Origin of the sequence: Phocaeicola massiliensis B84634 = Timone 84634 = DSM 17679 = JCM 13223, assembly GCF_000382445.1 — a bacterium.
GTDB lineage: Bacteria > Bacteroidota > Bacteroidia > Bacteroidales > Bacteroidaceae > Phocaeicola > Phocaeicola massiliensis.
The window spans coordinates 795,410-817,259 of sequence record NZ_KB905472.1 but is presented as its reverse complement, the minus strand read 5'-3'; the positions used below and the strand labels follow the sequence as shown (position 1 = coordinate 817,259).

The window sequence follows — 21,850 nt, the reverse complement described above, 5'->3', positions numbered from 1 at the left end:
CGCAGTTACCACTTTTAATAAAGAAGAATAGACTATATTTTCTTCTTAATTTACCAAAAAGAAATTATTAATATACTCTATAAAGTAACCATGCCTTCTGGAAGTCGTCACGGTTAGGATATTTCGCTTTAAATTCTTCTTTAGCTTGTGTAGCTTGTGCGCGGTCATCAAAAGAAACTGCAATTACACGATACATGTTTCTTTCGGGGTTGTAAACCACTTTAGCACTATAACCCTGCCCGTCCAGATATTGTTTCAGACCTTCAGCATTTGCTTTTACGCCAAAGCTTCCACAAACAACACTATAAGCCTTCAAACCATCACCTGAAACCAGCTCCACTTTTTCTTCACGAACCGGGCCGGCTACCGGAGCAGGAGCAGGTGCAGTTGCAACAGGAGCAGCTACTACAGGAGCAGCCTCTACCTCTTCGGCTGCAGCAGGAGCCTCAGCCAATTCCTGTTGTTTTGCCTTTTCGTATGCTTTTTTGTAAGCGCTTTCGCTTGATTTACAAGAGGAGAATGCCAAAGCTACGCACAATCCCATACCCAACACAACTAATTTTTTCATGATTATTCCATCTTTATAAATTAATACTCTAGTTTAATCCTATAATAATTGTTGCAAAAGTAGCAATATATCAACAGCATTCACATCTAATACGCAGTTAAATTAAGTTAATCAGCCTATAATCGTCAATTTCTTACTAAGAAACATCCCCAAATAGCAACAACTTTCAATTTTATTTGTTAGTTTTGTAATGTTCAAAAATTAATAAGACTATGAAAAGTTTAAGTATTTTAGCTGCATTTCTGGGCGGAGCCGTTGTAGGTGCAGCAGCCGGAGTTTTATTTGCTCCCGAAAGAGGAGAAGATACTCGTAATAAAATTGTTGACGCTTTGCGTAAAAGAGGTATCAAACTGAGCCGTACCGAAATGGAAGACTTGGTAGATGAAATTGCTGCAGAAGTAAAAGAATAATAAGGTATCATACAACTTGCCTTGTCATTCTAAACAAAATTGAAGAATCTATATACATATATTATATGTCTATGGATTCTTCATTTTACCTCTTTACCGATTGACACACAGCCATCATACACACATAAATGGCAATATTTAATGTAAAAAACAACAGCGAATGTTTGCAAACGATAAGAATATAGACAACCTGCAACAACTCTTTGTAGAACTGAAAAAATATGCAGAGCTGCAAAAAGATTATGTAAAACTGCATTTAGTAGAAAAGCTGACCATATTGGTATCCTCTCTGATTCTGGTATTGGTATTGGTTATTCTAGGTATCATTGCCCTCTTCTACCTTTCTTTTACATTAGCTTATGTATTGGCTCCTCATGTAGGCGGATTGATGGTTAGTTACGGCATCATCACCGGATGTATCATCCTACTGATTATATTAATCATATTCTTCCGTAAACGTTTGATTATGCAACCTATGGTTAACTTTCTCGCCAATCTGCTTTTAAACGATGACTGATTATGAACAACAACGATTCTAAACATACACCGATTATCACCCTGGAAGAGATAGCCCGGCGAAAAGCCGAAAAACGGGAGGAAGTGCTCAAAGCGAAGACACAAATAACCGAAACTTTGCGCGAATTATTTGTACCTGAAGAAAATAAGGGTGGTATAGAAGGGATTATGCAACATGTAAATACCGGAATAGCCGTTTATGACGGAGTAATGACCGGCATCAAAATAATGCGGAAAGTAAGAAGTTACTTCACCAAAAAGAAGAAATAGAAAATCTATAAATTAACATACCTATTAAACAAATCAAATGAAAAGACAACTACTGGGAGTGGCAGCTTTTATGCTGGCATTATCTGCACATGCACAAGACAATCCGTTGTGGATGCGTTATTGTGCCATTTCACCTGATGGAACTTCCATCGCATTTACTTACAAAGGAGACATTTACACAGTACCGGTCAACGGAGGCAAAGCTGCACAGATTACAACCAATGCAGCACACGACACTCATCCGGTATGGAGCCCCGATGGAAAACAAATCGCATTTGCTTCCGACCGCATGGGCAGTATGGATATATTCGTGGTAGACAGAGAGGGAGGCATCCCAAAAAGATTAACCACTCACTCCGGCAACGAAACACCCGTAGCATTCAAGGATGCAGACCATATCCTGTTTCTGGCAAATGTAATGCCGTCAGCCGAAGATGCCCAATTTCCATCAGGACAATTCCAACAGGTATATGAAGTTAGCACTACAGGCGACCGTCCGGTCATGTTCTCCTCCATGCCTATGGAAGATATCAGCATCAACAAAACCGGCAATGCTTTACTCTACCATGATAAGAAAGGTTACGAAGATCCCTGGCGCAAGCATCACACTTCTTCTATCACACGCGACATCTGGCTGTGTTCATTGGACGGAAAACGCAGCTATCGCAAGCTAACCTCTTTTAATGGTGAAGACCGTACTCCTGTATGGGCTTCGGACGGAAAGTCATTCTATTATCTGAGTGAAGAAAAAGGTTCATTCAATGTATTCAAACGTGCACTGGATGGAACAAGTTCCACTCAGCTCACCCACCATACCAAGCACCCGGTCCGTTTCCTTACTGCTGCCGACAACGGCACACTCTGCTACGGATATGATGGAGAAATCTATACAATGAAAGAAGGAACCGAACCTCGGAAAGTACAAATATCCATCTTAACGGACAAAAATGACAAAGACCTGATTCGCCAAATCAGACGAAACGGTGCAACAGAAATAGCTCTGTCTCCCGATGCTAAAGAAGTAGCATTCATTCTGCGCGGCGATGTTTACGTCACTTCAGTGGAATATAAGACAACAAAACAAATCACCAATACTCCGGAACAAGAACGCGACATCAACTTCGCTCCCGATGGAAGAAGTATCGTGTATGCTTCGGAAAGAAACGGTTTGTGGCAAATTTATCAGGCAAGCCTGAACAAAAAAGAAGAGAAACAATTCACTTATTCTACAGATATTAAAGAGGAGAAACTGACCGGTTCAGCCATTGCTTCTTTCCAGCCCCAATTCAGTCCTGATGGTAAAGAAATAGCGTTTTTGGAAGACCGTACCACGATTCGTGTGCTTAACTTGAAAAGTAAAGATGTCCGCACTGTAATGGACGGTAAGTTTGAATATTCATACAGTGATGGTGATCAATGGTATCAATGGAGTCCGGATAGCAAATGGATTCTCACCAACTATATTGGCATAGGTGGATGGAACAACCAAGATGTGGCTTTGGTTAACGCATCAGGCAACGGAGAAATCCATAACCTGACCGAAAGCGGCTATACAGACACGAATGCCAAATGGGTGCTCGACGGAAAAGCAATGATGTGGTATAGCGACCGTGCCGGATACCGCAGCCACGGCAGTTGGGGAGCTGAAGCGGATGTTTACATCATGTTCTTCGACCTTGACGCATACGAACGTTTCCGTATGAATAAAGAAGAGCTTGCCCTTATCGACGAAAGCAAGAAAAAAGAGGATGATAAAGAGAAAAAAGACGAGAAGACCGGCAAGAAGAAAGACGATAAAAAAGACACAAAGAAAGATGAAAAGAAAGAAGAAGTCAAACCTTTGGTTTTCGACCTCGAAAACTGTCGAGACCGAATTGTCCGCCTGACTGTCAACTCTTCTCATTTGGGAGATGCTGTTCTCACACCGAAAGGAGATAAACTATATTATCAAGCTGCTTTTGAAGGCGGATATGATTTATGGGAACATGACTTAAAAGAGAATAAGACGAAGATTGTGATGAAATCTGTCGGTGGCGGTGCCATGTATCCCGACAAAAAAGGTGAAAATGTATTCCTATGCACAGGCGGAGGCATCAAAAAAGTCAGCGTAAGTACCGGAGAGCCTAAAACAGTTGAATTTGAAGCTTTCTTCGATTATCAACCATACGGCGAACGCGAATATATCTTCAACCACGTATGGCAACAAGTAGAAGATAAATTCTATGTAAAAGACCTGCACGGGGTAGATTGGAAGGGTTATCGTGAAGCCTATTCACGCTTCTTGCCTTACATCAATAACAACTATGATTTCCAAGAGATGTTAAGTGAATTGTTAGGCGAGCTGAACGGTTCTCATACCGGTGCCCGTTATTATGGTTCAGGGGCCTCTCTTTCCACAGCCGCTTTAGGCGTATTCTATGACGAGACTTACAATGGAGACGGCTTGAAGATAAAAGAGATATTGGCCAAAGGGCCCTTTGCCATCAAGAAAACTGACGTTACTCCGGGATGTATCATTGAAAAGATAGATGGCAAACCGATTTTAAAAGGCCGGGATTATTTCCCGCTACTGGAAGGTAAAGCCGGTCGAAAGGTATTGCTTGCCATGTATAATCCTGCCAATGGAAAACGATTTGACGTGACCATCAAAGCCATCAGTAGTGGCGAACAGAGCAATCTGCTTTACAAACGCTGGGTAGAACGCTGCCGTAAGAATGTGGATAAGCTGTCGAACGGTCGTATAGGCTACGTACACGTCAGAGGTATGGACAGCCAAAGTTTCCGTGAAGTATACAGCGAATTGCTCGGACGTTGCCGCAATAAAGAAGCCGTAATTGTAGACACACGCCACAACGGAGGCGGTTGGCTACACGATGATTTGGCTACCTTATTGAGTGGTAAAGAATATCAGCGCTTTGTTCCACGCGGACAATATATCGGTAGTGATCCATTCAATAAATGGCTCAAACCTTCCTGTGTATTGATTTGCGAGGATAATTACAGCAATGCACACGGTTTCCCATGGGTATATAAAGAACTGAAAATCGGTAAACTGATTGGTGCGCCCGTTCCGGGAACCATGACTGCCGTATGGTGGGAAACACAGATTGATCCAACTATTGTATTCGGTATTCCGCAGGTAGGCTGTATGGATATGCGCGGACAATATGCCGAAAACCAATTGCTTACACCTCACATTGAAGTGTATAATGCTCCCGAAAAGGCACTCACAGGAGAAGACCAACAGTTGGAAGCAGCCGTACAGGAAATGTTGAAGACCGTAGGTGAAAAGAAATAAAAGCAACTTTCTACACGTTAGTACGTGTGACCTTATACATACGTATGTATAGCCTCACACGTACTAACGTATTAACTTATACATACTAACGTGTAACCCCACACATACGAACGTGTTTTTCTTTTTTATATATGTATTCCATACTCATGCTTCACTTCATCCATCACAAATGTACTCTCCAGCGAACCCAGACTATCTATGGTTCCCAAGACATTTAATATAAACTCCTGATAATATTTCATATTGGGGGCATGTATCTTGAGCAGATAATCATAACTTCCCGAAATATTATAGCATTCCGTCACTTCAGGAATACCTTGTATCATACGGGTAAACTCAGCTGCAATATCCCGATTAAGCCTCCTGAGTTTCACACTACAAAATACCACAAAACCTTGATTCAGTTTTTCTGCATCAAGCACTGCTATATACTTTTTAATGTATCCCCCACTTTCAAGACGCTTGAGTCGTTCAAATACCGGAGTAGAAGACAGACTGACGCGTGCAGCCAGTTCTTTAGTGGTAAGTCGTGCGTTTTCTTGCAATGTACGAAGTATCTGCAAATCTGTTTTATCCAATGTATCCATAGTGCAATATTCTTTTAAAGTATGACATCCAACAGTAAAACAATAATTTTATTCTATATATCACAACAAATATAGATATATTTTCCATTTTTCCACAATATATTGTTCGATATTACCATCAATTATAACTTTGCAGCCAATAAATCAATCATCAGTTTAACTAAAAAGAATACAACTATGGCAACTAAGAGATTACATTTTGAAACATTACAACTCCATGTAGGACAAGAACAGCCCGATGTAGCAACAGATGCGCGTGCAGTCCCCATCTACCAAACCACTTCTTATGTATTTCACAACTCAGCTCATGCAGCAGCACGATTCGGCTTACAGGATCCGGGGAATATCTATGGACGTCTGACCAATTCCACTCAAGGAGTCTTTGAACAACGTGTAGCAGCGTTAGAAGGAGGAGTAGCCGGACTTGCGGTAGCTTCGGGTGCAGCTGCTATTACCTACGCATTTCAGAACATCACTCGTGCCGGTGACCATATCGTTGCCGCCAAAACAATTTATGGAGGAAGTTATAATTTGCTGGCGCATACCCTACCCGACTATGGTATAACCACCACCTTTGTCGACCCGAATGACTTATCCAATTTTGAAAATGCAATTCAGGAAAACACGAAAGCACTGTTCATCGAGAGTTTGGGCAATCCCCATTCTAATATTATCGATATAGAAGCTGTAGCAGATATTGCACACCGTCATCAGATTCCTTTGATTGTAGACAATACTTTCGGAACTCCTTACCTCATCCGACCCATAGAACATGGAGCAGACATTGTGGTACATTCGGCAACTAAGTTTATTGGCGGACACGGTACTTCTTTAGGAGGAGTCATTGTAGATTCCGGTAAATTTGACTGGGTAACTTCAGGAAAATTTCCACAACTGACCGAACCCGATGCCAGTTATCATGGAATCCGTTTTATCGATGCGGCAGGAGCAGCGGCTTATGCCACTCGTATCCGTGCCATTTTATTACGAGATACAGGAGCAGCCATCAGCCCATTCAATGCCTTTATCCTACTGCAAGGCCTGGAAACTCTTTCTCTACGTGTAGAGCGTCATGTAGAAAATGCACTGAAAGTGGTGGAATTCCTAAATAGACATCCTAAAGTAAAAAAAGTAAATCATCCGTCACTGCCTGAACATCCCGACCATGCTTTATACAACCGCTACTTCCCTCATGGAGGCAGCTCTATCTTTACAATTGAAGTGCAAGGAGGGCAAACAGAGGCCCATAAGTTTATAGACAGCCTCGAAATATTCTCTTTACTGGCTAATGTGGCCGATGTAAAATCACTTGTTATCCATCCGGCAAGCACAACTCATTCACAGCTAAATGAGCAAGAACTTAAAGAACAGGAGATTTATCCGGGAACAGTACGGTTATCCATCGGAACAGAACATATTGATGACCTGCTGGCCGATTTGGAACAGGCACTTGATAAAATTTAAAAGCACGAAAGCAGACTTTGTATGAGGATGTGTCAAAATGAAAAGATTTATCGTTTTGCGTCAATAACAATAGAAGGATAACTTTATGATTTTGACACACCTCCATCTATCATGGATACATCATTTTTCTTTGTTCAAGTTGTTTAATATCTTTCTCCTTCAATCCTATTTTATCTAAAAGTTTAGGAAGATTATGGTCATTTAAGTAATAACGGGGGCGAGTGACATACCGCTTACTGGCGACAGACAAACTATCTTCTTTATAATCGGTTTGTATGCCACCCAACGACAACATTGAATGAAAAACAGATGCATTCCCTGCCACCGGCTTTTCACGATTCATACACACAGCCTCATATTGAACAGGATATCCTTTACGATACGCCTCAGACATCCAAATCAGGAACGGAACATGCAACTGATAGTATGAAGGTACCGGAGACGCATGCAAAAACAGTTTCCGGTCATCATCAAAAATATCCTCTCCATGATCGGAAGTATAAAGCATAGCCGATGAAGCATTCGTGCGTTGCAACATTTCAATCAGTGACGCCAAGAAGCCGTCTGTATAACAGATTGTGTTATCGTACGCATTCAATAAATATTCACGGTTCTCATATTTCGCATCGGTCAGGCTATCCGGCCTGAACACTGCCATATCCGAAGGATAACGTTCTTTATAATTAAAATGGGAACCATACATGTGCAGCACGATAAACAATTTCCGATGTCCGTCATTTAGTTGTTTATCCACTAACTTCAATAATTCATCATCTGATATATTCGTTTCCTCAGGTGCATCTTCTTTTATAAATTTCCATTCATCCGCCTCCATTCCGAAGAAATCAATAAAAGAATGATTAGGCCGCTGATTGGAAAAAAAAGCTGTATGAAACCCTGCTTCTTTAAAAGCAGTAATGATACCCTTTTCCCGATAAATACGATTGTAATTTTCAGCAGAAGCTCCCGAAAGGAGCATTGGCACACTTTTATGCGTTGTATTTGATTGGGTAAGTACATCTGTAAATGCGACCAAGCCTTCTGTTTTATCCAACAGCGGAGTGGTATTCCGTTCATACCCATACAGCCCAAAGTTACAAGCCCTTGCAGTTTCTCCCACTACCAACACATATATCTCTGCCTCATCTTTATCGTGTGTGGCTTGTGCACCAAAAGTAAAGTCCTTTGAACTCTCTTGATAACCGGCTGTTTCACCGGCACGCTCTATTGCCAAAGTCAGATTATAGCATACGTTGACCGGATACATATCGAGTTTCAATGCATAATCCTCATGGTCTGCATAGCACAATGCGGTCAGGATGACTCCTACTCCCATTGTCATCCGGGCATATCTCCGCTGGCGATATATAAAGTATTGATCCAGTTTCTTATTCCCTGTTATCGAAACAATACCCAAAGCCAAAGTGGGCAAATATACCACAAATACGCCAATCACAGCAGGCAACAAGTTATCCAGAAGCTCCATAGCCTCACCGGAATTGGTTGTCAGCAAATTCAAAAACATATCGACTGCTATAATGGACTGTCCGAAAAGATAAAGCAAAACCAATTGAAAAGCAGCAAAGAAAACAAAGGGAAACAATATCCATATTATCTTTCCGGGTTTCCGGCTCAGCGTCATCACCATCCAATATACCGATACCGGCAAAATAATATTACATATACGTACCAATAAAGGCATTTGCTCTGTGAAGAACAATGCCACATTAGGAATAGCTAATACAATTATAAACAGAAAAAATAATTGTCTCGGCTCACAACACCATTGATAGATCTCTTTAAAACGCTTCATTTATATTAAATAAGAACCCCGATTGTCCGTTCTTTCCAAACCCATAATCGAGGCGAACATTCACATTCTTTTTAAATTCCCAACGGTATCCGATACCATAATTAGGCAAAACGCGATTGACACGCAACGCACTGAACTTATTAAACACCGTTCCTGCACCAATCCAAGCCACTATACCATTACGTTTCCAAATATGTTGGCGTAATTCTATCTGCCCTTCCATTTTATGTTTATCACGATAGCGGCCCTCGTAATAACCACGCATCGAGTAAGAATTGCCCAACAAAGCCATCATTGACCAAGACGGGTTGCCAAAATTAAACATCCCCCTAAACTCTCCGGCAAGCAAACCTCCTTTCCAAACAGGATGATAATAGCTGGTACGCAAGTCGGTGGTGCTGAAAGCGTAATCATTTCCCATAAACTTGGGACGAAAACATTGCGATATATTCAGATAATATCCTTTATGAGGATTAGTCAATACATCACGTGAATCATACACCAAGGAGAATCCGGCACCATAATTAGTTGTAGTCAAATCCATTCCTTCCAACAATTCGGGACGTTCCAAGTTCTTTCCATGCACATAATCATAAGCTACCATCGGTCCCAAATACAAATTGTCTGTCAGTTTAAATAAAAAACTAGCTTTTATCTGTGCCTGCCAACGGTCCATATCCGTTTCGTTGGCATCTACATTTCCCATATCATATCCCATTCCCCAAAATTTGGAAGGGAAAGAATAAAAGTATAAGGTATAATCCAAACGGTATTTATCTTGTGGAAAAATATGGGTACCACGAATTCCCAGCAAATAAAAACCTACCGTAGATACATCGCCAAACAGGGAAACATTGGAGGGAGGAAGAATAGTATCATTCTTATCCGAACGGTAAAGCCCGGCAGCTACCAATCCAAGTCCCAACTTGGTATCTGTACTATAATGAGGTCCACCGATGATACTGAAGTCAAACTTCTTGTGCTTCTTATTCTTGTTCGCATCATTAAAGTAGTCAAGAAACTTATTGAAAAAGCTTCTTTTCCGTACAGTGCTGTCTTTGTGTTGTATCGTATCTGTTGGAAACTCAAACAACTCACTGTGTCTGGGAGTTGCAAAAGATATGCCCGCCATACATACGAATATCCATGTTAAAAGTAACAATCTCTTCATAATGTATTCATATATAAGAAAAAAGCAGATTTGGATGCAAAGATAATCCAAACCTGCTTTAAAGTGGCATTTTAAATTATAAGATTTTGGTCTGAAATTACTTATTTCTGTCCTAAATACCTTATACCGGTTGCTTTCCTATAATCTGCCAATGCTATTTTCTGCTCATAATATGATTGGATAAGATTTGTATATGCCTGTACCCAAGTCAACTGTGCAGAAAGTACATCCAAAATAGTCAGCCTACCTTCCGTATAACTAAATGTATTCAAATCCAAATTCTCTTCTGCTAACTTGCAGTTTTCCTTAGCAATATCTATCTGACGAGTATTTTCTGTCAGACTAGTCCATGCTTTGGCTACCTCTTTCGTGATTTGGTCTTGTTTATCTTGCAAAGCATACTGCTTACCAAGTAAAATCGCTTTTTGTGCAGCCGTCGACTTAAATCGCGCTCCCCAGTGGAACAACGGCAGCTTGACAGAAGCATACACATTACTATTAAACATTGTTTCGCCCGAAATGTTCAACATTTGTGTCCCCCAAGTCTCCTTAAAGCCGATAGACAAGGATGGATTATATTTTGCAGCAGCCAGTTTAACCTGTCTTTTTTGATAATCCACATCCAACTGAGAAATAGCATAATCAGGACGAACATTCAGTGCAGCATCAGCACCGACATAAGCTGGTAATGGTAACTCAACGAAAATAGAATCAACCAAACCTACTTCTTTATCCGGTTCCAATCCCATCAACACATTCATGTTCTGCAAAGCTATCTGATAAGACTGATAACTGCTGGAACGTTGTAACTCTGCCTCTTTCAGGCGAGTCTGCATTTGTATCAAATCTGTTTTACTGATATAACCGTCATCATACTTATCTTGTAACACTTTGGTCAACTGACTGATAATTTCCACATACTGACACATCGTTTTATACATCTCTTTCTGAGCCGCAGTACCCCAATAACTGGCTTCTGCAGCATAAATAAGATTATCTGTGGTCAAATCTACCGACTTGTCAGCTATCTGAGACTGAATTTGTGATGCCTTATAAGTATGATAAATACTTCCTCCTGCATAAATAGGTTGGACAACTCCCACTTCGGCACTGTAAGAATCATGCTCCATAGGAACAGCCATTCCGCCAAAATCCATATCATATTTATTTATACGATATTGATAACTACCCGTGGCATCCACTGCGGGGAAGAAAGCAGTTTTCGCAGCTTTCATTGCTTTCTGCATGGCTGTACGTTGTGACACACTCTGCTTCAAAGTCTGACTATAATCCAACACTTTCTGTTCGAACTCCGTATAATTTACGGTAGTCTGAGCTGAAACCGTGCCGGACAAGCACATCATTCCAAGTATATATATAAGATTCGTTTTCATTATCTGTCTGCTCTGATTTTAAAGAATATACAATAAGTCACCGGAAGCACGAAGATGGTAAGAATGGTTGATACGAACAAACCACCCATAATGGTAGCTGCCATACCTGCAAACATCGCATCACCCAACAAAGGAAGCATACCCAAAATAGTGGTTCCCGACGCCATAGTTACGGGAACAATACGTGTTTTGGTAGCCTCAACCACGGCAGGTACTGCCCCTTTGCCATCTTTCAGTTGAAGTCCGATTTCGTCTACCAGTACAATCGCATTCTTGATATTCATACCAATCAAGCCCAACAAGCCCAAAATGGCAAAGAAATCAAGAGATTTACCGAACAACAACAATCCCCATACCACACCGATGAACACCAATGGCAACATCAGCATAATCAATACCGGTTTGCGGTAATTGCTCGGGAAAAGGAATAATAAAACGACATAAATCAACAAGAATGTCAACGGAATATTCTTTGCCAAAGCAGCATTACTTACATCTTGTGTCTCCTGTTCACCAAAGTATTTCATCTTATAACCTTCGGGCAGTTGCATCTGTTCCTGTACGGCGGTCAACACCTGCTTAAAGGCAGCCATCGTATTGGCACCACGCTTCGGTTCACACTGCATCATCATGCAACGTTCACGGTTGAAACGACGCACTACGTTATAATCATAACCCAAAGAAAAATTATCAATCACCTGCTCCACCTTAACTGAATTTCCTTTAGTGCTGAATACCGGAACACTCTTCACATCATTCAGGTTCATATTTTCTGCATCTTCATCCTTCAATAAGATAGGAAGTGAAATATCCCCCTCACGATACTCGCCCAACGGCAAGCCATTGGTAGCAGTACGGAACGAATTGGCAACCTGTTGACGGGTAATACCAAGGCGCAAACCTTTCTGTTGTGAGAACATCGGTTTCCATACCGGCACTTTATCACCCCAGTTAGAACGTATATCCGTCACCATATCACATTCATGCGCAATCTTCTTCGCACGCTCCACCAAGGCGGTCAGCGTATCCGGATTTTCACCGATAAATCCGATTTCAATGGCAGCTTCGGGCACCGGTGACAACGCAAACAATGCCGAACGGGTAATGATATTCGGAAAATTCTGAGTCATGTGTTCATAGAACTGTTGTTCTACTTCGGCAGCATCTTCAGGGTCTTTTGTTTCCACCATCACATTGGCATAGTTAGACTTCGGACCGAAAGAAGAACTTGCCAGATAGTAACGCAAGGGAGTACCACCTAAAGTCACAGAATAAGATTTTACTTTTTCATTCTTCTCCAAATACTCTTCCACCTTCATCACGTCTTCGTCTACCGCATGAATACTGAAACCTTCCGGGAATACCAAATCGGCACGGAAATAAGGTTTATTCATCTTCGGAAAGAAACTCTGAGGCATAACTGCCATAATGACCAGAGAAAGCACCAAAGTAACAACAACAGTAGTCAGTGTTATAAAACGGCGCTTAATCAATAAAGTCAAGAGCTTCTCAAACTTATGATAAATTTTGGTATCGTATGGATCCTTACCTTCACTACCGGGAGTAGCCTCTTGCAAAATAAAGTTACCGAAAGTTGTAGTCTGGCATAAAGCCAAGATCCAACTTAATCCCAATGACACGGCCAACACGATAAACAACGGTTTTACAATTTCAGCAACCGATGCAGGAGCCAAATACAACGGCAAGAATGAACAAATAGCAATAAAGGTCGCTCCCAGCAATGCCCATTGAGGCTTGATAGCACCTTCTATCAAAGAAAGATAACGGGATTTTCCGCGCTTGATTCCGATTTGGGCATTGTCTGTCACCACAATGGCATTATCCACCAACATACCCATGGCAATGATAAATGCAGCCAAAGAAGTACGGTTCAAACCCACTCCCCACATTAACATGATAAGCAAGGTACCTCCTACAGAAAACAATAGCGAACTACCAATCAGCATACCGGCACGCGATCCCATCACTACAAAGATAATCAAAATCACGATGACCAATGACTCTATCAGATTGAGAATAAATCCATTATTAGCTTCATCCGCAATCTTGTCTTCGGGATAGAGAGAAGACAATTCTATACCGATAGGCAACAATTGTTCTATCTCTGCCAAGCTCTTATCCACGGCTTCACCAACAGCAACCACATTATCCTTTGCACCACTGGCTACACCAATGCCGATAGCACGTTTGCCATTGACACGCATCAATGTTGAAGGTGGATCATAATAACCGCGTTCCACTGTTGCAATATCCCCTAAACGTACTTCACGTCCATCTTTGCTAACAATCAGCTGGTTCTCGATATCTTCAAGACTAGTATAAGTACCTTCTGTGCGCAAGCGTAACTGATAAATATCGGTAGCGATATCTCCCGTATTGACTTGTACATTCTGTTTTTGCAAAATCCCCATGATAGAAGTCGGGTCAATACCCAAAGATGATAGTTTGGAAGTAGATATCTTCACATTGATTACTTCTGTCTGCTCACCATAAAGCATCACTTTCTGCACACCCTCAATCGGAGTAAGCTGCGTACGTATATGCTGTGCCCAGTCACGCAAGTCTTTGTATGAAAAACCTTCATCGGCTGTCAATGCATAATAAATACCATATACATCACCAAAATCATCGTTCACCGTGATAGTAGATGCACCGCTAGGCAGCTTCGGCTGGATATTTGCCACCTTACGACGCAGTTCATCCCATTTTACCGGCATATAATCAGGGTCGATAGTAGGCTGTAACTCAATAGAAATCTTAGACAGCCCAAAATAAGATTCCGATTTAATCTGATATACATCAGTCATTGACTGAATCTCACGTTCAATCGGTTCGGTTATCAATTTCTCCACTTCATGCGGATTCGCACCCGGATATTGGGTAACAAGAACCGCCGTCTTTATCACGAAAGGAGCGTCTTCTTTCTTTGGCAATTTAAAAAAGGAGATAACTCCACCTATCAACAAAATAGCCAAAAAAAAGTAGACAACCTTCTGGTTCTCTAAAGAATATTTTGGAATATTCATGATTTGTACTCTCCTCTTTTATTCGGTTAATATTTTGACTTGCTGACCGTCCACTAGATAAGAAGCTCCCGCAGCTACTACTTGTTCACCGGCCTTCACCTCTCCGGTCACAATTAAATCATTACGTCCCACAATGGTTCCTTCGTCATAAATCTTACGCTTCTCTACTTTTTGGGTAGAAGGATTATAAATGAATACAACCTTATTATTCAGATTGTTATCAAATACTACAGCAGATAACGGAACGGTAATTCCTCCTTTTACCGTTTCATTTTCAATATTAACTACCACACGGCAAGAAAAGCCCACCGATACCTTATATTTCTTCAAGTCAAATTCGGGGTCATCAATATAAAGGAATACAGGAACTCCGGCACCGTCTTGCGATGCTTCCACATACTCTTTTACCTTTGCCTGAAATAACTTGCCTTTATAAGCATCAAATTCTACAAAAATACTTCCGTGAGAAGTCACATAGGCAATATTTGTTTCGGGAATGGTAAATTCCACTTGCAACTTTGCCGGGTTAATCAGACATACCACACCTTGTCCCGGTTGTACACGCTGATAATTTTCCACATATTTCTTTTGGATAAATCCATCAAACGGTGCACGCAACTTTGTATCATTCAATGTGTTTTGTGCATTTTCAAAAGCAGATTTAGCATTGGTATAAGATGCCTGAGTCGTTTCAAACTCCTGCATAGATATGGCATTTTTCATCAATAGCTTCTCTGCACGTTGCATTTGCGATGACGCTTTCTGGAAGGAAGCTCTCTTTGCGTCATAATCCAACTTATAATCTGTCGGGTCAATTTCAGCTACCACCTCCCCTTTTTTCACTCTCTGTCCTTCGAGTACATTCATTGCCACCAACGGACCGGACATTTTAAACGCAAGATCACTGAATTGATCGGGCGACACTACGCCTGAATAGGATTTTTCAATTTTATTTAACGACGCAACTTCCGCCAATTTCACCGGACGGGGGCCTCGTTCCTGAGCAGGTTGCTGTCCGCATGAACAGAACAATACCACACTCACTGCCACAATAGACAATTTTCTACATTTCATACTGTTAATCTTCACATTAGTTTTCGAATGCAAAGTTCTCACATTTATTAAATGTGCACAAGTGCTAACAGTAAGATATATTAGTCTATTTTTAAGCATTTTCTTTGTAATCTGCTTAAACTGTCCTATATTTGTGGTGTATAACCAAAGTCTTCTTTATTTTTATGAAGTACACTGACGACATTAACATCTTTAAACTGAACAAAGATTTCACAGCTGAAATTGACATAACCGGTACTTTCGGACATATCTACCACTACCCTCAGCGCATGAATGGTTGTCTATTTATTCTTTGCCTGCGTGGTGAGTGTGACATAACTATCCACCTGTCTGAACACAAGATACAAAAAAACGACATTGTTACCATACTGCCCGAAACATTCGTCCATGTTCACCGGCAAAGTCCCGACTGCCGTTTATACTTAGCCGGATTCAACAAAGAATTGCTGAATGGAATAAACTTTTTCAATTCCACCAAGAATTATCTTTCGGCCCTGATTGATACACCTGTCACCCCTCTGCGTCCCGAAACATCCGAATTGTTCCAAGACTACTTTATGTTATTGATAAAAATGAAACACATAGAAGCAAAGCCCAATAAGGACTTGCTCAGCTCCATGCTGCTCACCATACTGCATGGCGTAGGCAATATTCATCAAAATACCAATGTGACCACCCGCGCTTTCAATCGCGGAGAAGAGATTGTAAAACGTCTGGTTCAATATATTATCAAACATTATACGCAAGAGCGAAGTGTAGCCTTTTATGCCGATTTGCTCCATATATCACCACAACACCTCAGCACCACCGTAAACAAGATAACCGGGAAAACGGTTACTGACATTATCGCCAAACTAGTGATAACCGATGCGGAAGCAAAACTGAAGTCCACCGACCTCACTATTCAGGAAATAGCGTATTCACTGAACTTCCCCGATATTTCATTCTTCGGGAAATACTTTAAAAGATATACAGGAATGTCACCCAAACAGTATAGGGAAAATGTAGAATGAATTTGTCTGCCTAATTGTATTCACAAAAAAGACATGTCCGAGGAAGGGGGGGGAAATGCTACCCCCTAAAAGAAAGAGAAACGAAGACCGGTCAATACATAATAACTATACCTGTCGGCACCTCCCACAGTATGATACCTTAATTTCAGTTCGGTAAAATGCAGCCTTCATAAAGTGAGTACATTGCTTTCATCAGCAGACAGATACTAATATGGCAACACTTTTACTTTATCCAGGCAGGAATATACCGCAACTGTAAATATTGCTCGCCGGTCTGTATATAATTCCCCTCAAATGCCCAATCCCGAATTCGGTAAACTTTCAATCTCTTCAATAAATAGTCTTCCACTCTGAAAGATTGTTTCTTACAGAAAGAAAGAACCTTCACACTACCATCGGCAAACACATTGGCACGCACTTTCACTGTCCTGATAGCAACTCCGGCAGGGATAGAACGCCCTTTTTTATAGTCTACCCACAAAATAGCTTTTGCCTTTTCGCCCTCACAACCTCCGGCGCCTTCATCTTTGCCGGAGGCTGTGGTAGAAACTCCGTTTTTACATGCAGAGGCTACCAATAAACACAATACCAGCAATAAATAGTTCAGTCGTTTTTTCATAAGTATATTAATCTTTAATCTCTTCAATAGGAGTCACATCCTCTATAATAGGAGTCTGAATATCTTTCTTTTGGCGGAAACGAATAATGTTCACCAAATCCGAAAGTCCATAAACGATACTGCTGACCCCCAATATAATAAAAGGCACAGTAGCAGCCGTAAACGGATTGAACAAAACAACAACACCAGCAATAAGCACCAGCACGGGAACGACAAAGAAACCTCCCGGCACAACCGTCCAACTACGGGCAGCAGACAGGTTTACAATCTGACTGATACCTGCCAACACAAGAACAGCTCCCAACACATACATCAGAATACCGACAAAAAATGCCGGCATAATCATCAGCCAAAGACCAAACAGCAGACTACCCAATCCGGCTATAGGAAAAGACATTCCATTCTGCTTTCCACGAGTAAGATAACCAAAGACAGAGAACAGACCTGGTACCAAAAACAAAGCTCCGATAGTAATCACCAAATACAGGATAGCAGCTTCGGGCCATGCTACCAATAATACGCCCAATACTAATGCACAGATGCATCGGATTATAGAATAATTCATTGTTTTCATTGTTACATATTATTTATACTATTACACTTTTTCAATAATCAATAAGCGAATATACAGAATATTTCTGAAAAAGAATAAGAAAAGGCAGGGAATTAATCCACTGCCTCTATTTGTTCTGTTTCCGGTAAGCCCTGATCATTCTCGTCTTCGTCAATCAATATAGCCCAAAAGAGCCACCACAACAATAATGCAGCCAATACCACCGCTCCTATTCTTATCCAAAGTTTACGTTTCATCTTATTTCCTTTTTAATGATTTATTAACTGATGCATTAAGAACCATCCACACAGCCGAAATGTTCATAGATAAAACCCAATTAAATGAATAAGATTATGAATAATGGAAAATTTTTCGCAGGACTGGCACTAGGTGCGTTGGTCGGCAGTGCATTGAGTTGTTTCGCCCACAGCAACAGAGGACGCAAACTGAGAAGAGACATTTATGACACCATTCAGGACTTGGAAGAAGATGCGTATGACTTTGCACATCGCGCTAAGCATAAAGCAGAGAAAGTAAGCGGAGAAGTGGTGGAAAAGATGAGTCAACAGGCCGAAGCTGTGAAAGGCAAATTGAACGAAGTTACCAATAAATAGAAAAAAAAGTAAGTTTTTCTTTGGAGATAAAATCAAAACGATTACATTTGCACCGAAATAGAAACAGAAAAAGATGAAAAGAATATTAGTAAATACATGTTGGTGGCGTCTCTTGCAACTGAATAAGTCGTAAGAGAACCAGTCCATGTGTATATACTTAACATTCTAAAAGGATATTCAGAAAAGGTCTGTCGTACTTACGACAGGCCTTTTTTCGTTTATGCAATATACAAAAAATAGATACTCAATCACAATGAAAACTTATCAAGTAAACAATGAAGGTTATTACGGCGAGTTCGGAGGAGCATATATCCCAGAAATTCTTCATCGCTGTGTAGATGAACTAAAAAACGCTTATTTAAATGTATTGGATAGCGAAGACTTCAAACAAGAATTTAATGACTTGTTGCATGACTATGTAGGACGTCCTTCTCCACTCTATCTTGCCCGTCGGTTAAGCGCAAAGTACGGCTGTAAAATCTATCTGAAACGCGAAGACCTGAATCATACAGGAGCACACAAAATAAACAATGCCATCGGGCAAGTATTGCTTGCCAAACGTATGGGAAAAAGTCGTATCATTGCCGAGACCGGAGCCGGTCAGCATGGAGTGGCAACCGCAACCGTTTGTGCACTGATGAATATGCAATGCATTATTTATATGGGTAAAACTGATGTAGAACGCCAACATGTCAATGTAGAGAAAATGAAGATGCTAGGGGCTGAAGTCCGCCCTGTCACATCGGGAAACATGACACTGAAAGACGCCACCAATGAAGCGATTCGAGACTGGTGCTGTCATCCAGCCGATACGTATTATGTAATCGGCTCTACGGTAGGGCCTCATCCTTATCCCGACATGGTGGCAAGACTGCAATCTGTCATCAGTGAAGAAATCAGAAAACAACTGAAAGAGCATGAAGGACGTGAGTATCCCGATTATCTAATGGCTTGTGTGGGTGGGGGAAGTAATGCTGCCGGTACTATTTTCCACTATATCGATGACGAACGTGTACAAATCGTATTGGCCGAAGCCGGTGGAAAAGGTATAGAAACAGGAATGTCGGCAGCCACTATCCAACTGGGAAAGATGGGAATCATCCACGGAGCAAAAACATTGGTCATCCAAAACGAGGACGGACAGATAGAGGAACCTTATTCTATCTCTGCCGGACTGGATTATCCGGGTATTGGCCCCATGCATGCCAATCTTGCCCGACAAAAGCGGGCCATTGTTCTGTCCATCAATGATGATGAAGCTATACGCGCTGCATTCGAGCTAACCCGTTTGGAAGGTATTATTCCGGCATTGGAATCGGCTCATGCATTGGGTGCACTCAATAAAATGCAGTTCCGTCCCGAAGATATAGTGGTACTTACTGTCTCAGGACGAGGAGATAAGGATACAGAAACTTATTTGAATAACAAACCAGAAGAAACGAAATTATGAAAACATTTATCTATACAACTAAGCACAAAACTATGTTGGGAGACCTTCATACTCCGGTAAGTACTTATCTGAAAGTACGGGACATCTTCCCTCAAAGTGCACTGATGGAGAGCTCTGATTACCACGGAAGTGAAAACAACCGTTCCTTTATCGGACTAAACCCTGTTGCCAGCATCGGCATTAACCACGGAGTCGCCACAGCCACTTACCCTGACGGCAGCACAGAAGAGCATACCATTACTGCCGATTACAAAGTAGATCATGCCATAACCGATTTCCTGAACCATTTTAAAGTACGCGGAGAATATAATCATTATTGCGGTCTGTATGGATACACCACTTTCAATGCAGTACGTTACTTTGAGCACATTAATGTAAAAGACAGTTGCGACCCCAAAAATGACGCTCCCGAAATGCTCTATATCTTATATAAGTATCTGATTGTCTTCAATGACTTCCGCAATGAAATGCTTCTGCTCGAAATGCTTCAGGATAATGAAGAAAGCCATCTCGACTATGTAGAAAAAGCTATCCATAACCGCAACTACACTACCTATGATTTTCATGCTGTAGGCGAAACAACGAGCACGCTGACCGATGAGGAGCATAAAGCCAATATCCGAAAAGGTATAATCCACTGTATGCGCGGGGATGTATTCCAAATCGTTCTCTCACGCCGATTCATCCAACGTTATGAAGGTGATGACTTCAAACTCTATCGTGCGCTGCGGAGCATCAATCCTTCACCTTATTTATTTTACTTCGACTTTGGCGGATTTCGTATCTTCGGTTCATCCCCCGAAACACATTGCAAAATAGAAGGGGGGCGTGCTACCATCGATCCCATTGCAGGAACAACCCGCCGCAGCGGAAATAAACAAACAGATGACGAACTCACAACTGCCTTACTTGCTGACCCGAAAGAAAATGCCGAACACGTGATGCTGGTAGATCTGGCACGCAACGACCTGAGCCGTAACTGTAAAGATGTGCAAGTAGAATTCTATAAAGAACCTCAATATTATAGTCACGTCATCCATTTAGTAAGCCGAGTCAGTGGTGAATTAAACCCAAATGCTAACTCTATCAAAACATTCATCGACACTTTCCCGGCCGGTACCCTGAGCGGGGCTCCTAAAGTAAAGGCAATGCAACTCATCAGCCAATACGAACCTCACAGCCGTGGAGCCTACGGTGGCTGTATCGGTTTCATCGGACTAAACGGCACACTCAACCAGGCAATCACCATCCGCACCTTCGTCAGTCGCAACAACGAACTTTGGTTTCAAGCCGGAGGTGGTATTGTAGCAAAAAGTAATGAAGAATACGAACTACAAGAAGTAAACAATAAGCTGGGAGCACTTAAAAAAGCAATTCTCCTGGCAGAACAAATGTAAAAAAACACTCTATTATGAAAATAGTAATTATAGACAACTACGACTCATTCACTTACAACCTGAGTCATTTGGTAAAAGAACTCGGTGCAGAAGTCACCGTCATGCGCAATGATTCCTTTAAACTGGAAGAATTAAAAGTATTCGATAAAATAATTCTTTCACCGGGACCGGGAATCCCCTCTGAAGCCGGACTACTGCCGGATGTTATCCGGACTTATACAGGGAAAAAACCTATTCTCGGTGTATGTCTGGGAGAGCAGGCCATCGGAGAGGTATTCGGAGCCAAACTGATCAACCTGAGTGAAGTTTTTCACGGAGTACAAACACCGATAACCATAGAAAAAGACGATTATATATTTAGAGGGTTGCCACAGGAAATACCCGTCGGAAGATATCACTCGTGGGTGGTAGATACAGACGAATTCCCCGACTGTTTGGAAGTAACAGCTATGAGCCGGGAAGGATATATCATGGCACTCAAACATAAAAAATATGATGTACATGGAATCCAATTCCATCCCGAATCTGTGCTGACACCGAATGGAAAAACAATAATTGCTAATTTCCTAAACGCATAAAACAACAATTCAAA

General features: G+C 41.4%; 20 protein-coding genes. 10 read left to right on the top strand and 10 right to left on the bottom strand.

What is annotated here, in order from left to right:
* Positions 1–67 precede the first annotated feature (67 nt).
* A complete protein-coding gene (locus HMPREF1534_RS15580) occupies positions 68–568 on the bottom strand; it encodes an SPOR domain-containing protein (protein ID WP_005937074.1) in 501 nt (166 codons plus the stop codon).
* Positions 569–780: 212 nt separating this feature from the next.
* Here HMPREF1534_RS15580 and HMPREF1534_RS15585 point away from each other — a divergent pair, with 212 nt between their 5' ends.
* The 4 genes from HMPREF1534_RS15585 (at position 781) to HMPREF1534_RS15600 (ending at position 5,062) form a co-directional block, all read left to right on the top strand.
* On the top strand, positions 781–978 hold the full coding sequence (locus tag HMPREF1534_RS15585; RefSeq protein WP_005937072.1) for a YtxH domain-containing protein: 198 nt from the start codon (positions 781–783) through the stop codon (positions 976–978).
* A 160-nt stretch (positions 979–1,138) separates the two neighbouring features.
* Positions 1,139–1,495, top strand: coding sequence for a phage holin family protein (locus HMPREF1534_RS15590; protein ID WP_005937070.1), 357 nt, complete (start codon positions 1,139–1,141; stop codon positions 1,493–1,495).
* A gap of 2 nt (positions 1,496–1,497) precedes the next feature.
* Positions 1,498–1,764: a hypothetical protein gene (locus tag HMPREF1534_RS15595; protein ID WP_005937069.1), complete on the top strand. Its 267-nt coding sequence runs from the start codon at positions 1,498–1,500 to the stop codon at positions 1,762–1,764.
* 37 nt (positions 1,765–1,801) lie between these two features.
* Entirely contained in the window at positions 1,802–5,062 is a 3,261-nt protein-coding gene (locus HMPREF1534_RS15600) for a S41 family peptidase (protein WP_005937066.1), read from the top strand.
* Positions 5,063–5,187: 125 nt separating this feature from the next.
* Here the strand turns inward: HMPREF1534_RS15600 and HMPREF1534_RS15605 are convergent, their stop codons facing one another.
* The gene (locus tag HMPREF1534_RS15605) at positions 5,188–5,649 is read right to left on the bottom strand and encodes an Lrp/AsnC family transcriptional regulator (protein ID WP_005937064.1); all 462 of its coding nucleotides are present in this window, start codon (positions 5,647–5,649) and stop codon (positions 5,188–5,190) included.
* A 177-nt stretch (positions 5,650–5,826) separates the two neighbouring features.
* On the opposite strand from HMPREF1534_RS15605, the gene HMPREF1534_RS15610 reads away from it, so the two are divergent.
* The gene (locus HMPREF1534_RS15610) at positions 5,827–7,113 is read left to right on the top strand and encodes an O-acetylhomoserine aminocarboxypropyltransferase/cysteine synthase family protein (protein WP_005937060.1); all 1,287 of its coding nucleotides are present in this window, start codon (positions 5,827–5,829) and stop codon (positions 7,111–7,113) included.
* A gap of 109 nt (positions 7,114–7,222) precedes the next feature.
* On the opposite strand, the gene HMPREF1534_RS15615 is transcribed toward HMPREF1534_RS15610, so the two are convergent.
* The 5 genes from HMPREF1534_RS15615 to HMPREF1534_RS15635 form a co-directional block, all read right to left on the bottom strand.
* Positions 7,223–8,926: a phosphoethanolamine transferase gene (locus HMPREF1534_RS15615; protein WP_005937056.1), complete on the bottom strand. Its 1,704-nt coding sequence runs from the start codon at positions 8,924–8,926 to the stop codon at positions 7,223–7,225.
* Entirely contained in the window at positions 8,913–10,097 is a 1,185-nt protein-coding gene (locus HMPREF1534_RS15620) for a BamA/TamA family outer membrane protein (RefSeq protein ID WP_025066840.1), read from the bottom strand. The genes HMPREF1534_RS15615 and HMPREF1534_RS15620 overlap by 14 nt, the downstream gene beginning before the upstream one ends.
* A 101-nt stretch (positions 10,098–10,198) precedes the next feature.
* The gene (locus HMPREF1534_RS15625) at positions 10,199–11,491 is read right to left on the bottom strand and encodes a TolC family protein (protein WP_005937049.1); all 1,293 of its coding nucleotides are present in this window, start codon (positions 11,489–11,491) and stop codon (positions 10,199–10,201) included.
* On the bottom strand, positions 11,491–14,538 hold the full coding sequence (locus HMPREF1534_RS15630) for an efflux RND transporter permease subunit (RefSeq protein ID WP_005937046.1): 3,048 nt from the start codon (positions 14,536–14,538) through the stop codon (positions 11,491–11,493). Before HMPREF1534_RS15630 ends, HMPREF1534_RS15625 begins: the two co-directional genes overlap by 1 nt.
* An 18-nt stretch (positions 14,539–14,556) precedes the next feature.
* Entirely contained in the window at positions 14,557–15,612 is a 1,056-nt protein-coding gene (locus HMPREF1534_RS15635) for an efflux RND transporter periplasmic adaptor subunit (RefSeq protein WP_018452254.1), read from the bottom strand.
* A 164-nt stretch (positions 15,613–15,776) separates the two neighbouring features.
* On the opposite strand from HMPREF1534_RS15635, the gene HMPREF1534_RS15640 reads away from it, so the two are divergent.
* Positions 15,777–16,625, top strand: coding sequence for a helix-turn-helix domain-containing protein (locus HMPREF1534_RS15640; RefSeq protein ID WP_018452255.1), 849 nt, complete (start codon positions 15,777–15,779; stop codon positions 16,623–16,625).
* Between the two features lie 223 nt (positions 16,626–16,848).
* On the opposite strand, the gene HMPREF1534_RS15645 is transcribed toward HMPREF1534_RS15640, so the two are convergent.
* From HMPREF1534_RS15645 to HMPREF1534_RS20635, 3 genes are all read right to left on the bottom strand, one after another.
* Positions 16,849–17,244 (bottom strand): DUF4891 domain-containing protein, encoded by a 396-nt coding sequence (locus HMPREF1534_RS15645; RefSeq protein WP_005937039.1) that lies wholly within the window; start codon positions 17,242–17,244, stop codon positions 16,849–16,851.
* A gap of 7 nt (positions 17,245–17,251) precedes the next feature.
* Positions 17,252–17,818 (bottom strand): HdeD family acid-resistance protein, encoded by a 567-nt coding sequence (locus HMPREF1534_RS15650; protein ID WP_005937037.1) that lies wholly within the window; start codon positions 17,816–17,818, stop codon positions 17,252–17,254.
* 92 nt (positions 17,819–17,910) lie between these two features.
* On the bottom strand, positions 17,911–18,054 hold the full coding sequence (locus HMPREF1534_RS20635) for a hypothetical protein (RefSeq protein ID WP_005937035.1): 144 nt from the start codon (positions 18,052–18,054) through the stop codon (positions 17,911–17,913).
* A gap of 96 nt (positions 18,055–18,150) precedes the next feature.
* Here HMPREF1534_RS20635 and HMPREF1534_RS15655 point away from each other — a divergent pair, with 96 nt between their 5' ends.
* The 4 genes from HMPREF1534_RS15655 (at position 18,151) to HMPREF1534_RS15670 (ending at position 21,836) form a co-directional block, all read left to right on the top strand.
* Positions 18,151–18,411 carry a YtxH domain-containing protein gene (locus HMPREF1534_RS15655; protein ID WP_005937034.1) on the top strand — a complete coding sequence of 87 codons (261 nt, stop codon included), beginning with the start codon at positions 18,151–18,153 and terminating at the stop codon, positions 18,409–18,411.
* A 253-nt stretch (positions 18,412–18,664) separates the two neighbouring features.
* A complete protein-coding gene (gene trpB / locus HMPREF1534_RS15660) occupies positions 18,665–19,861 on the top strand; it encodes a tryptophan synthase subunit beta (protein ID WP_005937031.1) in 1,197 nt (398 codons plus the stop codon).
* Positions 19,858–21,258, top strand: coding sequence for an anthranilate synthase component I family protein (locus HMPREF1534_RS15665; protein ID WP_005937029.1), 1,401 nt, complete (start codon positions 19,858–19,860; stop codon positions 21,256–21,258). The genes trpB and HMPREF1534_RS15665 overlap by 4 nt, the downstream gene beginning before the upstream one ends.
* A 14-nt stretch (positions 21,259–21,272) precedes the next feature.
* Entirely contained in the window at positions 21,273–21,836 is a 564-nt protein-coding gene (locus tag HMPREF1534_RS15670; RefSeq protein WP_005937027.1) for an anthranilate synthase component II, read from the top strand.
* Positions 21,837–21,850 lie beyond the last annotated feature (14 nt).

Excerpts from the sequence above, each read along its gene's own strand:
- HMPREF1534_RS15580 (WP_005937074.1), bottom strand. The coding sequence starts at position 568 with ATGAAAAAATTAGTTGTGTTGGGTATGGGATTGTGCGTAGCTTTGGCA.
- HMPREF1534_RS15585 (WP_005937072.1), top strand. The coding sequence starts at position 781 with ATGAAAAGTTTAAGTATTTTAGCTGCATTTCTGGGCGGAGCCGTTGTA.
- HMPREF1534_RS15590 (WP_005937070.1), top strand. The coding sequence starts at position 1,139 with ATGTTTGCAAACGATAAGAATATAGACAACCTGCAACAACTCTTTGTA.
- HMPREF1534_RS15595 (WP_005937069.1), top strand. The coding sequence starts at position 1,498 with ATGAACAACAACGATTCTAAACATACACCGATTATCACCCTGGAAGAG.
- HMPREF1534_RS15600 (WP_005937066.1), top strand. The coding sequence starts at position 1,802 with ATGAAAAGACAACTACTGGGAGTGGCAGCTTTTATGCTGGCATTATCT.
- HMPREF1534_RS15605 (WP_005937064.1), bottom strand. The coding sequence starts at position 5,649 with ATGGATACATTGGATAAAACAGATTTGCAGATACTTCGTACATTGCAA.
- HMPREF1534_RS15610 (WP_005937060.1), top strand. The coding sequence starts at position 5,827 with ATGGCAACTAAGAGATTACATTTTGAAACATTACAACTCCATGTAGGA.
- HMPREF1534_RS15615 (WP_005937056.1), bottom strand. The coding sequence starts at position 8,926 with ATGAAGCGTTTTAAAGAGATCTATCAATGGTGTTGTGAGCCGAGACAA.
- HMPREF1534_RS15620 (WP_025066840.1), bottom strand. The coding sequence starts at position 10,097 with ATGAAGAGATTGTTACTTTTAACATGGATATTCGTATGTATGGCGGGC.
- HMPREF1534_RS15625 (WP_005937049.1), bottom strand. The coding sequence starts at position 11,491 with ATGAAAACGAATCTTATATATATACTTGGAATGATGTGCTTGTCCGGC.
- HMPREF1534_RS15630 (WP_005937046.1), bottom strand. The coding sequence starts at position 14,538 with ATGAATATTCCAAAATATTCTTTAGAGAACCAGAAGGTTGTCTACTTT.
- HMPREF1534_RS15635 (WP_018452254.1), bottom strand. The coding sequence starts at position 15,612 with ATGAAATGTAGAAAATTGTCTATTGTGGCAGTGAGTGTGGTATTGTTC.
- HMPREF1534_RS15640 (WP_018452255.1), top strand. The coding sequence starts at position 15,777 with ATGAAGTACACTGACGACATTAACATCTTTAAACTGAACAAAGATTTC.
- HMPREF1534_RS15645 (WP_005937039.1), bottom strand. The coding sequence starts at position 17,244 with ATGAAAAAACGACTGAACTATTTATTGCTGGTATTGTGTTTATTGGTA.
- HMPREF1534_RS15650 (WP_005937037.1), bottom strand. The coding sequence starts at position 17,818 with ATGAAAACAATGAATTATTCTATAATCCGATGCATCTGTGCATTAGTA.
- HMPREF1534_RS20635 (WP_005937035.1), bottom strand. The coding sequence starts at position 18,054 with ATGAAACGTAAACTTTGGATAAGAATAGGAGCGGTGGTATTGGCTGCA.
- HMPREF1534_RS15655 (WP_005937034.1), top strand. The coding sequence starts at position 18,151 with ATGAATAATGGAAAATTTTTCGCAGGACTGGCACTAGGTGCGTTGGTC.
- trpB (WP_005937031.1), top strand. The coding sequence starts at position 18,665 with ATGAAAACTTATCAAGTAAACAATGAAGGTTATTACGGCGAGTTCGGA.
- HMPREF1534_RS15665 (WP_005937029.1), top strand. The coding sequence starts at position 19,858 with ATGAAAACATTTATCTATACAACTAAGCACAAAACTATGTTGGGAGAC.
- HMPREF1534_RS15670 (WP_005937027.1), top strand. The coding sequence starts at position 21,273 with ATGAAAATAGTAATTATAGACAACTACGACTCATTCACTTACAACCTG.